Annotated in this window: 10 protein-coding genes; 4 read left to right on the top strand and 6 right to left on the bottom strand. The window is 39.8% G+C overall.

What is annotated here, in order from left to right; genetic code table 11:
* Window positions 1-3 precede the first annotated feature (3 nt).
* From H5181_RS05355 to H5181_RS05340, 4 genes are all read right to left on the bottom strand, one after another.
* Window positions 4-1713, bottom strand: a complete 1710-nt coding sequence (locus tag H5181_RS05355) for an FAD-dependent oxidoreductase (RefSeq protein ID WP_182750452.1) — start codon at window positions 1711-1713, stop codon at window positions 4-6.
* A 43-nt stretch (window positions 1714-1756) separates the two neighbouring features.
* Window positions 1757-2197, bottom strand: coding sequence for a transcriptional repressor (locus H5181_RS05350; protein WP_123777983.1), 441 nt, complete (start codon window positions 2195-2197; stop codon window positions 1757-1759).
* Between the two features lie 45 nt (window positions 2198-2242).
* Window positions 2243-2524 (bottom strand): DUF134 domain-containing protein, encoded by a 282-nt coding sequence (locus H5181_RS05345; protein WP_059747677.1) that lies wholly within the window; start codon window positions 2522-2524, stop codon window positions 2243-2245.
* 350 nt (window positions 2525-2874) lie between these two features.
* Window positions 2875-3780 carry a WD40 repeat domain-containing protein gene (locus H5181_RS05340; protein WP_259396949.1) on the bottom strand — a complete coding sequence of 302 codons (906 nt, stop codon included), beginning with the start codon at window positions 3778-3780 and terminating at the stop codon, window positions 2875-2877.
* A gap of 318 nt (window positions 3781-4098) precedes the next feature.
* Between H5181_RS05340 and pyrC the strand changes: the two genes are divergently transcribed.
* A complete protein-coding gene (gene pyrC, locus H5181_RS05335; RefSeq protein ID WP_182750451.1) occupies window positions 4099-5136 on the top strand; it encodes a dihydroorotase in 1038 nt (345 codons plus the stop codon).
* A 163-nt stretch (window positions 5137-5299) separates the two neighbouring features.
* Here the strand turns inward: pyrC and H5181_RS05330 are convergent, their stop codons facing one another.
* Window positions 5300-8734: a PAS domain S-box protein gene (locus tag H5181_RS05330; RefSeq protein WP_182750450.1), complete on the bottom strand. Its 3435-nt coding sequence runs from the start codon at window positions 8732-8734 to the stop codon at window positions 5300-5302.
* A gap of 612 nt (window positions 8735-9346) precedes the next feature.
* Here H5181_RS05330 and H5181_RS05325 point away from each other — a divergent pair.
* From H5181_RS05325 to H5181_RS05315, 3 genes are all read left to right on the top strand, one after another.
* Window positions 9347-9790 (top strand): DUF2057 family protein, encoded by a 444-nt coding sequence (locus H5181_RS05325; RefSeq protein ID WP_182750449.1) that lies wholly within the window; start codon window positions 9347-9349, stop codon window positions 9788-9790.
* A gap of 823 nt (window positions 9791-10613) precedes the next feature.
* Window positions 10614-12203, top strand: a complete 1590-nt coding sequence (locus H5181_RS05320) for a S41 family peptidase (RefSeq protein ID WP_182750448.1) — start codon at window positions 10614-10616, stop codon at window positions 12201-12203.
* Window positions 12203-12595 (top strand): hypothetical protein, encoded by a 393-nt coding sequence (locus tag H5181_RS05315; RefSeq protein ID WP_182750447.1) that lies wholly within the window; start codon window positions 12203-12205, stop codon window positions 12593-12595. Before H5181_RS05320 ends, H5181_RS05315 begins: the two co-directional genes overlap by 1 nt.
* 341 nt (window positions 12596-12936) lie before the next feature.
* Here the strand turns inward: H5181_RS05315 and H5181_RS05310 are convergent, their stop codons facing one another.
* The gene (locus H5181_RS05310; RefSeq protein ID WP_182750446.1) at window positions 12937-14385 is read right to left on the bottom strand and encodes an OmpA family protein; all 1449 of its coding nucleotides are present in this window, start codon (window positions 14383-14385) and stop codon (window positions 12937-12939) included.
* Window positions 14386-14616 lie beyond the last annotated feature (231 nt).

Raw genomic sequence — 14616 nt, 5'->3', positions numbered from 1 at the left:
GCTTTAAAAGCGCGCATTAACCATTTGGTAGGTTTTATAACCACCAGTGAGGTTACGCACTTTAAAACCATGCTGTATTAACATGCGATAAGCGACATGACCGCGTAAACCTACTTGACAGAAAACTAGTAACTCTTTGTCTTTAGGGAGTTCGTTTAGTCGGTCTCTAAGCTCTGGCAATGGAATGTTCATTGCGCCTGCAATTGAACCCACGGCCGTGAGTTCCCCTGGGTTTCGAATATCGACAATGATTTGTTTTGCGGTCAAAGCGTGTAAATCTTGACTGTGACAAATGGCTTCATCACCTAATAATACATTGGCTGCGACCATACCTGCTTGATTGACTACATCGCGTGCAGAACCAAACGGAGGCGCGTATGTGAGTTCAAGATCGGCTAAGTCATGCACCGTCATACCAGCGCGTTGCGCCACGGCTAATACGTCCATACGCTTATCAACGCCGTCAATCCCTGCTGCCTGCGCGCCTAAAATACGGCCAGAACTAGGACAGAACAACAGCTTTAAGCTAATAGGGTGAGCCCCAGGATAATAGCTGGCGTGGCTTGCTGTGTGGACATAGATTTTTTCAAATGGGATATTTTGCTCGAGTAAGCTTTTCTCATTTAATCCTGTTGAAGCAATAGCCATATCAAATAACTTACAAATAGCTGTGCCTTGAGTGGCACGATATTTTTTATCACCACCGAGCATGTTATCGGCGGCTAATCGTCCTTGGCGGTTGGCAGGGCCAGCAAGGGGGATGAGTGTCGGATTACCGGTGACAAAATCTGCAGTTTCGATGGCATCGCCCACAGCATAAATATCTGCATTTGAGGTTCGCATGCCTTCGTCAACCCGAATACCACCGAGTGGGCCTAATACTAAACCGCACTCAGACGCCAAGCTAGTCTCAGGTTTAACACCAATGGCGAGGATGACTAAATCGGTTGCTAAGGTGTTGTTATCACTCAATGTTAGTTGCAGATGGTAGTGAGGTAATATTGGCTTATCATAATCACCGGTATTATCGGCTTCAGCCAGTTGTATCGGGTATTCATCAACTGCGGTTAAGCCGGTTTTTAAGCGTAAATCAACGCCATTATCGACGAGCTTTTGATGCAGCATGTTGGCCATTTCAAGATCAACAGGTCCCATCACTTGGTCTGCTAGTTCGAGTAAGGTGACGTCTAACCCAAGATGGCGCAACGCTTCTACCATTTCTAAACCAATAAACCCACCACCTACTACAGTGGCATGTTTAGGTTTATGCAGTAGAAGATTCGACAGGATTTCATCCATATCAGGAATATTACGTAGGCTATGGACGAAATGGTTATTGATGCCGCTAATGGGTGGTTTGATTGGTGATGCACCGGGGCTGAGTAATAGCTTTTCATATGACTCTTGATACATTTCATTGGTCATAAGGTTACGTACGGTTAATTGCTTGGCTTGTCTATCAATCGCCACGACTTCATTATGTACCCGTACATCGACATTAAAACGCGACTTAAAGCTTTCGGGTGTTTGCAGTAATAGTGCGTCTCGGGATTCAATTTCACCACTAATATGGTAAGGCAAACCACAGTTGGCAAATGAAACAAATTCGCCCCTTTCAAGGATGATTATTTCAGCGGTTTCAGATACACGTCTTGCTCTTGCTGCTGCCGATGCACCGCCAGCAACACCACCAATAATGACTATTTTGGTCATGCTATTCTCCAATAAAATTAACGATTAACCTAGCGACTATCAATCAGACTTTTTGTTTGCCTGATTTGCTATTAAGTGCTTTTTGGCAAGCAAAGCAGTGACCGTACATATTGAGGCTGTGGTGGTGAATACTCATGCCGTGATGTTCTGCCGCTAATCCTAAGCGAAGCTCAATCAAGGGGTCGATAAAATCTATTAACTTGCCACAGGTTAAACAAATTAAATGATCATGCCGTGGTTTATTACTGAGCTCATAAACAGTATTTTTAGATTCAAATAATCGACCTACAACGAGGCCTGCTTGTTCAAAATTCGCCATAATTCGGTGTACAGTATGAAGACCAATGGTCTCTCCCTGAGCATTTAACCCCAGATAAATATTTTCTATTGTTAAATGCTGCTCATCAACTTGAGTTAAAAACTCAAGTAGCTTACAGCCTTGAGCTGTTATTTTGAGGCCTGAGTCTTTCAATACTGCTTGCATTAGATTGACCTAAACACGTCGACACGTGTTAACTGTGTTTAATCTTCAGCTGATATTATTTGTCATCAACGCTTTGCCATTAATAAGACTATCAACCACCTTATGCCTAGCTCCTTTAACCAAATTAGCCAACGTTTGACGAGAGATATTCATTGATTTAGCCGCTTCTTGTTGCTGCATACCCAGCAAATCAACTAAGCGTAAAGCCTCCATTTCATCCTCTGCAAGTGGTACCTGCTCTAACTGGGTCATTGGGATACCATTGGGCTTAAAACAGATGTTGGCAGCTTGGCCGCATATGGTTCGGGGGATTTTAGGTCTTGCCATGTAACACCTCGTTTTTAGCATATGCCATATATACTGAATGTAGTTCGCACATGCAAGCTCTATTCTTTATTGAGTATGAGATACAAACAGATCTTTGATCTAGCCCATAAAACTGACAATTCTACGATACTGATTTTATCACAGTGCTAAATCAAGCTGGCTTTGGGATTGTTAGTGACTGTTTAATGATGCTATTGATTCATATGGATACTATCCGAGAGATTATTTTATAATTCGTGATACGCCAAACATTGCAAGCATCTATGAGGCGCCAATTACCAGTTAATCACACGAACAATGCAAATCAAATAACGCGGTAATGATTTTTATTATATCTGGTGGAGATAAACTTATAAGCTCCACGTCTCAAGTGCGCCATCTGAGCTTAAGGTCAATAGCTTACCATTAGGTTTCATTACCATTGAAAATACCGTGGTGCCAGCGTTATAGGCGGTGATATTCCAATGAGAAAGCTCTTTTCCAGATGAGGAATCCCAATAGATAACACTTTGTTTTGACGTTGCGGTAATTAAGTTTTTGCCGTGATTGACGAATAACGCCTGCCGAAAATAGCGATAGCGTTCAAGGTAATCGAGGTGACTTACTGGCTGCGTTGTTTGGGTATCTATAATGACATTGTTATCGAGTGCATCGGCAATAAATAAGCGCCGATTAGCGTCATCAAAACTCACGCTGGTGATTTGTTGAGGACGTGAGAAACTGCTGATCAACTCACCGCTATAAGCCGCCCAAATATGTACATCACCATCAAGCCCTGTCGATAATACCTGCTGCTCAAAGCCCGATAGCTCAACATGATTAACGGCGGCGCTGTGTTGTTTAAACAATGACATTGTCATGCTACTTCGTTGTATCACTGTAATTGAACCATCATTCATTCCCACCAAAATAGTGCTGCCTGTTTGGCTCAAAAAAAGGCTCGAAATACTGGCGTCGGGATTAAATCCCTGGGCGGGCCAACGTATGTCTAATTTGCCTGTCTCAAGGTTAAAAACGGATATTTTTTGTTTGCCAGCAGTCGCAAGGAATTGTTTATTACCTGATAACGCCAGCAGATAATTGGTTTCATCAAAGTCATCGTCAGACCATTGATGTATTAGTTGGCTTGTTGCTACATCCCAAATTGATAATGTACGGCTTCTGCCTAATGTGACAGCCATACTGGCATCGTTAGACAGTACGCCATCAATTAGCGTTTCTTGAACAAGTGGTTGAATATTATCGGGGGTTTTCATCACCTCCGCTTGATTGCAGCCAGAGACAGCCATCATTATCGTGATTACGGTAATAAAGTGCACATTGATTAGTAATCTAGAACCGGCATTAGCTAACAATTTAATTCCCCTATAAAAAAGATGCTTTCAACATAATAACATAGAGCGTTACCGCTAGTTTTAATGGTTTATAGCTACATGAATAGCGCGATTTTTTATTAAAAACGGCATGATTTTTTGATATAGCAAAGTCTGCGTTCAAATTATGCATCTATTAAGAAAAAGCGAATTCAGGCACAATAACGGTTAACAATCTGTTATTTAAGCCAAGGAACCCACATGACGCAAATTACCTTAACCACTCCCGATGATTGGCATCTTCATTTTCGAGATGGGGATATGCTAGGTGAAACGGTTCCTGCAACGGCTCGATTGTTTCAACGCGCGATTGTCATGCCTAATTTAGTTCCACCAGTAACGACAGCGGCAATGGCTTTAGCTTATCGAGATCGTATTTTGGCTGCTCGCCCACAAGGTAGCAATTTTGAACCATTAATGACCTTATTTTTAACAAACAACACCAGCGCCCAAGATATTATCGATGCTAAAGCGGCAGGGGTTGTGGCAGGAAAGTTATACCCAGCAGGTGCGACCACAAATTCAGATGCAGCAGTTAAAGCCTTAGATGAGTTGTTTCCTATATTTGAGGTTATGGCACAACAAGGCATGTTGTTATTAGTGCATGGCGAAGTGACAGAATCGCATATTGATATTTTTGATCGCGAAAAAATGTTTATCGATCGCTATTTATCACGCATTGTCGAAGCCATTCCTAGCCTTAAAGTGGTGTTTGAACATATCACCACTAAAGAAGCGGCTGAGTTTGTCGCAGAGGCTTCAGCTAATGTTGCTGCAACTATTACCCCACAGCATTTATTGTTAAATCGTAATGATTTACTCGTCGGTGGTGTTCGTCCACATAACTTTTGCTTACCCGTATTAAAACGCAATATTCACCAGCATGCATTGCAAGCTGTTGTGGCGACGGGTTCAAGTAAATTCTTTTTAGGTACTGATTCTGCCCCGCATGAAAAACACCGCAAAGAGTCAGCCTGTGGCTGCGCAGGTTGTTACAGTGCCTGGAGTGCATTAGAACTTTATGCGCAAGTTTTTGATAACTTAGGGGCATTGGATAAGTTAGAAGGTTTTGCCAGCTTACATGGCGCAGACTTTTATGGCTTACCACGCAACAGCGGCACTGTGACGCTAGTGAAACAAGAATGGACGGTACCAGAAGAGATTATTCTGCCAAACGGCAATCCTATCGTGCCATTTTTTGCAGGACAAAAAGTGAATTGGAAAGTGAAAACGGCTTAATTCAATCACTAAGCTAACTATATATTTAACTATGTATTTAACTATGTAATTAACTAAGTCATTAACTCAACAAGCTAATTTTTCTCGAGTGTTGCTAAGTTGAAATCGCTTAATGACTAATAGATTTATTAATGTCTGTCAGCTTGCTGATAGGCATTTTTTATCAGCGTCTTATTGAGGATCTCTTATTAGTTTTTTCATTTTTTGCTTGTTTCAGTAAAAGCGCTTCAAATGCCGCTTGGGGTAATGGTTTACTAAATAAGTAACCTTGGCCGTAATCACATTTCAATGCATTAAGCAGATGATACTGTTCTTCTGTTTCAACGCCTTCTGCCACGACAGTTAAATTAAGCCCATGCCCCATAGCTATCGCCGCACCAACAAGTTCTAGATCCCCCGGATCGACTGTTATATCGTTAATAAAACTTTTATCTACTTTTAAGGTATTGAATGGGTAACTGCGCAGGTAACTGAGCGACGAATATCCGGTACCGAAATCGTCCATTGAAATACTGACACCAATATCGTTAATGGATATTAAGTTGCTGTCGATGACAGCATCACTACTGAGTAATACCCCTTCAGTAATTTCAAGCTCTATAGTGCTGGCATGAATTTGGTGTTTATCTAACTGAATGTTAAGCATATCAACAAAGGTATTTTCCCTGAATTGTTTCGGGGAAACGTTAATAGCAATTTTAAAGTTAGGATTATAAGTTTGTTGCCACTTTTTGGCTGTAGCAAATGCAACCTCGATAACATATTGGCCAATTGAGACAATGAGTCCTGTTTGTTCTGCAATAGGGATAAACTCATCAGGAGTCACTTGACCGAGCAAAGCATTATTCCAACGTAAAAGAGCTTCCGCGCCGATGATTTTACGGCTCTTGATGTCCACAAAGGGTTGAAAGTAAACCTCGAATTCTTTTTGCTTCAATGCACTGCGTAATTGCTCTTCAATTTTCAAGCGCCTATCCATATCGTTGTTCATCTGATGTGTATAGAAGTTATAGGTATTTCTACCGCGATCTTTTGAATGGTACATGGCTGAATCTGCTTGTCTTAACAATTCTTTGGGGTCTTCACTGTCAAGCGGATACAGGGCAATACCAATACTGATGGTTGATACTAACTCACGGTTTTCGAGTCTAAAAGGTTGATAAAATTGCTCGAGCAGTTTGTTGGCAATACTATCAACTTCAGTGGGTTCATTGATATTACTCAATATAATAATAAATTCATCACCTCCCAATCTCCCCACTACATCACTTTCTCTAATAGTACTTTTTAAGCGAACAGCTGCTTGGATCAATAGTTCATCACCAACAGAGTGACCCATGGTGTCATTAACCTTTTTAAAATCATCTAAATCTAAAAACAGTACCGCCACGTTATTTTTGGCTCGATGGGCATCCTTGAGCATTTGCGATAATCTATCAAGTGACAACAGTCTATTCGGCAAGCCTGTTAAGCTATCGTAATGGGCTTGGTGAAGAATTTTTTCTTCCTGTTGTTTGTATTGGGTGACATCTTGTTTCAATGCTAGATAGTGTTTCGTGACGCCTGCGTTATCAAAAATGGGTACTATATGGGCATGTTCCCAAAAAATGTCACCGTTTTTCTTTCTATTCTGCAACTCGCCTTGCCACGCATGCCCTGTAGAAATAGCATCCCACAATTGTTTATAAAGGGATTTAGGGGTTAAACCAGACTTTAGCATGCTGGCAGACTGGCCAATGACTTCACTTGCGGTGTAGCCAGAAATTTTTTCAAACGCACTATTCACATATTCAATTTTACTATCGATATTGGTTAATATCATTGATATAGGGCTTTGCTCTATTGCTTGTGACAGTGTAAGCGCTTGTTCCTCAGCCTTTTTTTGGGCGCTCAAATCGATATCAATGCAGTACATTTCTGCTTCATTATCAGTGTTGTTTATTAATGTATGAGACGAATAAACTGCTACATTGCTACCATCTGCCCGTTGCAGGAGTAATTCTTCTGCAAGAATAGGAACCCCTTCATTAATCCATGCATTAACGTTATTGATCACATGTTCTCTGTATGGCGGGGGAATAATGAGATCTTCTAACTTTTTCCCTAATGCTTGTTCTTTTGTATATCCATAAAGCTTTTCACTGGCCTGGTTCCAAAAAATGACCGAACGGTTTTTATCGTAACCTTGGACTGAAATTGAGGGTATATTTTCGAAAATGTGCCTGAATTTAGACTCACTCAGAAGCAGTTTTTGTTCAGCATTTATGCGCTGTGAAATATCTTTAATAAAGCAGAAGAACATTCCATCATCACCATCCCAAAAGCTGATGTTCACCTCAACATGAAATAAATAGCCCAATTTATGTTTGTGTTGAGAAGTATAATGAATCGCCTTTACTTGCTTGGCTGTAATAATATTTTGAGTTGAAAACTGGTGGTTTTCACTGGTTTCGATATCCCCAATAGGTTTATTGAATAGCTCGTCGAGTGTATAACCGGTCATATCAGCGAAACTCTGATTCGACTCAATTATCTTTCCGTCCACCGATACAATAACAAAGCCATCTTGCGCAGTACTGATAATATTACGATAAGTACTTTCACTGCGGCGTAACTGTTCTTCAATGAGTTTTCTGTCGGCCATATCTCTACTTACGCCCACAATTCCCTGAATATCTCCGGACGAATCAACAAAAGGTGTTTTATGAGTTTTAAAAATATGTGCTATACCATCAGGTGTCGTTATCCATTCTTCATCCATCCACGGCTGGTTTTCTTGTAATACAAAACGATCGGCTTTGATAAAACTATCTGCCTGTTGACGGTCAAATAAGTCATAGTCTGTCTTATGTTTAATATCTTCGGGGTTGAGTTTTAGAGCTTCAGAGAATGCTTTGTTACAACCTAAATAAACCCCGTCGGCCGATTTGTAAAAAATGATATCGGGAATACCATCAATAATGCTTTGTAACAGGTTTTTCTCGGTTTCTAGGAGGTTTTTGTGATGATGTAATTCTTGAGATATTTGTTGCCTTTGTTGATGCTGTTTTAGTAATAATCCAATTAACATAGTGCCACATGTATAAACAGTGAATAATGTCGGACTAATGGTGAGAATAATGTCGTATTTATCTGCCACTGGCATGAGTAATAAACACAGCAAAACGCCAATCTCCACGACAAAGCCCATGGCCAATAAGTTTTGCCAATTGGGCTGTTTGTTTGCAGAATTCATCCAGTATCGCCAGCCTAACCCAATGGCAGAGCTGATGAAAATAATTAAAGTACCAACGTATAAACCGGCACCGCCTTGATAAAGACGGAAACAAGCGGCGAGTATCGTGGCAATCAATGTCGGGATAAAACCAAAAAATAGCCCGCTTAAACTTAACAGTACCCAGCGAGTGTCAAAAAAAATCCCCGGCCTTAGCTCCCAAGGATTGTTCATGACACAAATTGCGATCATTCCAATAAAAATCCCACTCAAGACATTTCCATATTTCTTGGGGGCTATTTTTTGTAATTTTATGGCATCATAAATGACGACAAGTGCCAGTAACAATACGGTGTTGCTCATCAAACTGAAAAAACTATCCATTTCTTCCCCACATAAAAAGGGCATTGCCTTCTTTTACTGTAGTTCAAATCTGACAATAATAAAAAATAAATCTATTTTATCATTGTGTTAATAAGACTTTTGCCATTGATGTCAAACTCCTGCGATATTTGGAATCTGCGCAAACTGTTTCTATAAATGGCATGACAAAGTTTAGTCGTTAAACGGTATTTTTGTTTTACTTCATCCTCATCAATTGAAGTGCAATACAATGCATTTCTACATTTTTAGCTGCTGTAACAGTGGCTAAAAGACACTACTTAGTTGTATCGGCGCATGGTTGTACTTACTGAGGATGCACTGGAGTTTGTTGAATGATCCTTTAATCTTTTGGTTTTTGTGATGAGCTGGTGTATTTACATACTCGGCATTAGTGAGTGCTGGTTGAAATTTGGTCTATGAGTTTTGTAGTGGTTTACATATTTAAAATGTTAACCATCATTAATACAATAAGATAAAGGGAAAGAAGTGATATTAATGTATGATAAATATTTTTTAATATAAAAAGTTGAAATTTATTGTTATATGCAGAGGTCCTTTACATTAATACCAACATGCTTAATCGTTAAGTATGAAATATGGATGAATATTATTATGACGACTTCATTTTCTGTAAAGATGTTACTCACCTCAACCACCGTAGGCTTAACGCTATTATTTGGCATGCCAGCTCAAGCATCGAGTATTACAGTACCAGACTCAATGATAGTTGAAACCGTCAATGGTCAGAACGTCAGTATAAAAAATACGATTGGACTTAGCCATGGACAACAATTGGTTGAAATTAATTATAGTGACTTATTCCAAGATAATGCTGATGATTCAGGCTATTGGGTTCGTTCAGAGTCCTTGTACCTCACATTAGAGGTCGCTGAAAATCAACGTTATGAGCTTGCTACACCGGATATTTATAGTGCAGAAGATGCCCGTGAATTTTTAGATAATCCACAAGTCACGTTGAGTGTAAATGGTCAGCAACAAAAGAATGTCGCATTATTGACTCAGTCGCAGTTATTAACTCAATTAGTGTTAAGGTAAGCTTGAGAGTGGTTAGCAAGTCTAATAATACAAACGGCTTGCTAATGAATTGTTTTACGAGAAATCTTTTTATAATACAGCCTCTATAATACGGATTCTATAACGCCAACTACATAATGATATGTTGAGTAAATATTAATTTTAGTAATATTTTTATTCGTTAAATTGTATTTCTGTTATAACTTCAGCTCAGTAATATTATATATTTGATATTATTGATTTAATGTTGTCGATTAATGTTATTTTGATTGTTTTGTTAATGATATCCATAGGTTGATTTATAGTTTGTGTAGTGTTTTTAAAGATTTCTCAAAAATAGTAAATTTAGTTTAATTTTAAATGTGTATTTAGTTTCCTCCATCCCAATTTTTCAACACGTAAACAAGTCTTTATACTGTTTTATAGATCACTTGTCCCAATTTTTGGGTCTATTTAGGTGTAAGCAACCGCTGCCCAACGCTTATTGTTAAACAGTGTGTGATATATGTAATCGCTACAGCCTGAATGATTTCTTATCTATGGGTATTGTCATAAATAATTGATAAGTAATTGTTAGGTAATGTTTATTTATGGTTTCTCGAAGGTTGAGTTGATTTTTTGTGTTCATCCTACGATGAACATTACTTACCAAAACAGTCCTTTAACAATATCGTGGGTAGACAAAGACATGGTTCTCGCAAGATGAACTCACAGCGTGATAATCAATTCATTTATTGATCATTCTCTGTATTTTCGTAAATCATTTGCGTTAATATACTGTTGCATTCTAATGCAGTTATTTGTAATGAAAATGACTAACATAAAGTAAAATAAAGGAATATTAATGCAGTTACTTTTTAGGAAAGCTATCACTCCGTTATTGGTTGCCGCCAGTTTAACTGTTGCAGGTTGCAGTGGTGGGGGAAGCGAGTCAGCCAGTAATAATGTCACACCTCCGGTGACAGACACCAGTAGCACAACTTGGACCAAGGGCCAATTTACTCCATACGCGGATGTCGCATTACAGTGCAAGGCCGATCAAACTGGATCTGAACTCACCGAAAAGCTTTGGCTTCGCTCATGGAGTAACGACACTTACCTTTGGTACGATGAAATTTTCGATCGCGATCCAGCTCCTTATACCGTAGCGCAATACTTTGATTTATTAATCACAGATGAACTGTCTGAAACCGGTAATGTAAAAGATAAGTTTCATTTCTCAATGCCGACTGATGAATGGGAGCAATTAAATCAATCTGGCGCATCATTCGGTTACGGATTTAATCTGTCACTTCGCAATGCATCCGCGGGGGTAACACGTCAGGTCACCATTACTTATAGCGAACCTAATTCACCAGCAGTGGCCGCGGGAATAAATCGCGGCGCTATTATTGTTGCTGTAGATGGCGTCAATGTGGCGAATGCTGACGATAGTGCAAGTTTAGATACATTAAATGCAGGGTTGTTCCCAACTCAAAGTGGCAAACAAACGACATTTACCGTGCGAGATCTCAATGCCAGTGTTGATCGCAATGTCATACTGTTGGCCACCACCGTTATCTCTACCCCGGTGCAAAATACCCAAGTGATCCAAACCGCAAGCGGCAAGATTGGATACTTACAATTTAACTCTCATATTGCGACTGCAGAGCGAGGGTTGTTTGATGCCATTACCACGTTAAGGGAAGCGGATGTTGAAGATTTAGTCCTAGATTTACGTTACAACGGTGGCGGTTTACTCGCCTTAGCGAGTCAGTTGGGTTACATGATAGCAGGTGATACCGCGACCAATAATCGCATATTTGAACGCACCAGTTTTAATGATAAATATCGAACTATTGATCCCGTAACTAGAGCCATACTCGAACCAACGCCGTTTATTCCGGAAACCATAGGCTTTAATACTGGGTTGCTGCGTGCAGGGATTACACTGCCTTCACTAAAACTTAAGCGGCTTTATGTATTAACAACAGCAGATACTTGCTCGGCCAGTGAAGCATTGATGAATAGCTTGCGTGGTATTGATATTGAAGTGATTCAAATTGGTGGCACAACGTGCGGAAAGCCTTATGGGTTTTACCCAACACCAAACTGCGGCACCACTTACTTTAGCATTCAATTTAAAGGCGTGAACGATAAAGGTTTTGGTGATTATTCAGATGGTTTTGTGCCCACGACAAGTCCAACACTCGACAGTGAAATTGAAGGTTGTGCGCTAAGCGATGATTTAAACCATGCGCTTGGTGATACCAATGAGCGACTCTTAAGCGCCGCATTGTATTACCGTGATAATAACCAGTGTCCAGCGCTGACGTCATCAGCGGCTAAAGTGTCAGCGGCCCCAACAATGATGGATAAAGGCTTTATGTTGAAAGATGACCGTCACTCAACATTGCTTAAAAATAATCGGATAATGTCGACAGGAGCCATGTAATGTCCCGTTTATCTTCTGGTTTACTTATCGCTGTAGTGATGTTTTCCACGGCTTTTATGGGATGTGGTACTTCAACTGCCGGAAACGATAGTGCGGTTCCTGCGCTAATCACGTCGCCAAATAGTGCCAGTGTGGATGAACTACAAGCGGCTATTGCCAGTTTGTTGAATACAGACCATGTGATGATTGCTCAAAGCGCGTTTACAGACACCAGTGTCTTGTCTATTGAACCTGCAATGCACAAAGACACCCATGGTCGTTTATTAATGGGGCGCTCTACCGTGATGCCACAGAGTGTGCAATTGCTTATTCAAGGCGATACATGCTTGCTTGAGCACGCCAAAAGCGGCCAACGTAAAATATTGCAAATAACCACCTGCCGAGCCGAGTAACACTGGCTAACTTATGGCGTAGTTACCGGTTAATTCAGGCTTGGACTCATTAGTACCAATGACGAAATATTGTCATTGGTACTACTAGGGTAAGACTGGGTTATTATTGTCAATCTGATGGATATGATAGTGGCTATTTAACGCTTCAACGTTAACCACAATAATAAGTTAAGGGCTGAGTTAAGAGTTGAGTTAAGAACTAAATTCAGGACTAAATACAGACTACGTATTAACCTTGAGTCTGGTAAGTAAAATATTTTTAGTTAATAGAAAGGTAGCCTAGGCTACCTTTCTATTATTACTTCTCCAGTGAGATAATTATTTATTATCCGTAGCAGAGGTTATTTATTATCTGAACGTATCACTAACTCAACGCGGCGGTTCTGTTTCTGGCCCGCTTCATCAAGATTATTGGCAATAGGCGAGTACTCACCAACCCCTTTGGCTTCAACTTGTTGTGCAGCAATAGAGAACTGTTTAATCAAACGGGTTTTAATTGCAGTTGCGCGTTTTTCTGACAAGGTTTGGTTATAAGCTTGCGAACCTTGATCGTCTGAATGCCCTACCACATAAAACAGCTGTTTAGGGTGTGTTTGTAGGTATTGAGCGACAACTTCAACAATCGGATAAGCTTCTGGCAGTAATTCGTCGCTATCATATTTAAACAACAAACCGTCCAGTGCCACATGGCCTGTTTTGGCTATCTCGTCGGTTAAGCCCTGCAAATCAATTCCTACACGATTATTGTTTAACGTGGTTTCTTCAATGATTCGGACTTCTGCTGACAATCGTCTATCATAGCCAATAACATACACCATGACATATACATTTCCCTCGGGCCGATCTAACTTGTACAGACGATAAAACTGGCTGTCGTCCATACCGTTGGACATGAGTAATTTTAAGGCATCATACATTTCTGTTTTTCGGCCACATAGCTCAGCGGTACAAGCATAAACTTCGTTAAAGCCAAGCTTAGTTAACGCGTTTTGATAATTTGCATTTATCTCGTATTCAGAATAAGTGCGAGGTAACACGTAGCCAATATCGGTGATTTTACCGTCTAGCATCTTAGTCTCAAATTTTTTGCCATTTTTGCCTATTAATACGGCGGTTTGTCCAAAACTATGGCTAGTATATTCATCAATATAAGCTCCAGGTATACGAGTCAACATTGGATGATCAGCAGAGTTTTTTTCATCTTTTTTGCTATTGTCAGTTACTGCTATGTCACTCACTTCTTGTGATAAATAGCTCTGGTTAGTGGTCACCAAATCTAATGGTTCATCGAGGACTTCTATAATATCGATCTCTAAGTTGGTGTAACGAGCCCAACTAGCCGCATATATCGATACGTAAATTTGTTTTTTAGGAAGGGTGATATAGGCAGTTATTAACGCTGGCGACTTTTTTGAAGTCGTATTGAGCGGCTTCAAAAAGCGATGTAATCTATCCTCGTTACCACAACTTGTTTGCTCACACTCAAAGAGGATACTGGCATTTAATGTCTTGAACTGGTTTTTATAGTTATTAATTAAATGAGCCGGCGTATAAGACGGCGGTAGCTCATAGTTGGTTCTAGTCAGTTTATCTTTTATTTCTTTTGACTGAATATTTTTATCGTCAATTGAGGTTATCAATTGCACCGGTGTAAAGTGTCTAAGTTCATTTTTTGTTTCTTTTACCTCTTTAGGCTCAGAAAACAACGCTTGTGATGTTGCCGAATAGGCGTTCATTGCTGGTATCGTTGCCATAATGATTGTTAATGACATTAGCGCGGGTTTTAACATATCAACTCCCTGTTGAAATATAGTATTCAATAAGATTGAGAAATAACCTTAAATGCTCATAAGATATTAAAACATCATCAGGGTGTAAATGAATAGCTATTAGAATTACAGAATGATTATTACTTTTGATGTTTTTGTCTGTATGGATACACCTAAAGGCATGTGGTTGTTGGTAGGCAATAGATCTGTATGAATATTTGGGTGTCAGTGGAAAATACATTATGAATGATA

The sequence above is a fragment of the Shewanella sp. SG44-2 genome, from assembly GCF_014164215.1.
GTDB classification, from domain to species: Bacteria; Pseudomonadota; Gammaproteobacteria; order Enterobacterales; family Shewanellaceae; genus Shewanella; species Shewanella frigidimarina.
This window is presented reverse-complemented; position numbering and strand designations above follow the sequence as displayed.